2 protein-coding genes are annotated in these 704 nt (G+C 56.5%); one reads left to right on the top strand and one right to left on the bottom strand.

Features of this window, described 5'->3' with window-relative positions; genetic code table 11:
* Positions 1 to 261 (bottom strand): hypothetical protein (locus ACOCD2_RS24065; RefSeq protein WP_419626290.1); only part of this gene is annotated, 261 nt, incomplete at its 3' end.
* On the opposite strand from ACOCD2_RS24065, the gene ACOCD2_RS24060 reads away from it, so the two are divergent.
* Positions 212 to 538, top strand: coding sequence for a transposase (locus ACOCD2_RS24060; RefSeq protein WP_293725942.1), 327 nt, complete (start codon positions 212 to 214; stop codon positions 536 to 538). The genes ACOCD2_RS24065 and ACOCD2_RS24060 overlap by 50 nt on opposite strands.
* Positions 539 to 704: the final 166 nt, after the last annotated feature.

The raw sequence follows: 704 nt of genomic DNA, 5'->3' as shown, positions 1-704 counted from the left end.
GTCGATGACGCCTACCTGGGCGGAACTCGCAGCGGCAAGCGGGGCCGAGGGGCCGCCGGAAAGAGGCCCTTCGTGATTGCCGTGGAAACCCGTCCGGACCCGGAAGGCGGGTTGCCCCATCCTGTTTACGTCCGCTTCGATCCCCTGCCGGGTTTTTGCCAGACAACCCTCGCGCCGCTGGGCGGAACAGGCATTGGATGTCGATACGTTGATGGTCTCCGATGGATTGGCCGGCTTCCTGGCTGCAGGAGCGCAGGTCACACATCATCAGCGGGTGGTGGTTCACCCGCGTAAGAGTTCGGAACTGGATTGTTTTCACTGGATTAACACCCTGCTGGGCAACCTCAAGAACTCCATTCGGGGAACCTGCCACGGGTTCAAAGTACGCAAATATGCGGCACGCTATCTTGCGGAAGCCCAGTACCGCTTCAACCGCCGATTCGATCTGCCATCCCTGGTGCCACGATTACTGTTTGCCTGCGTTCATACGCCGCCATGCACCGAGAAACAACTGAAGGCAGCTGAGCTTTGGACATAATCACCTTTATTATATGCAATCAAATTCCATTACCAAGTGAAAATACCAAGCGTGTCTTCGGCCTCGTGATAGATTTTGGGACATCCCAGTCCCCAAAATCGACTCGGCCTTTGACAACCTATTGGTGCCCCAGACGTCCTGGTCACCCAGCACTACGCAACAACTT

This window comes from Thiolapillus sp., assembly GCF_048562965.1.
GTDB lineage: Bacteria > Pseudomonadota > Gammaproteobacteria > Chromatiales > Chromatiaceae > Thiolapillus > Thiolapillus brandeum_A.
This window is presented reverse-complemented; position numbering and strand designations above follow the sequence as displayed.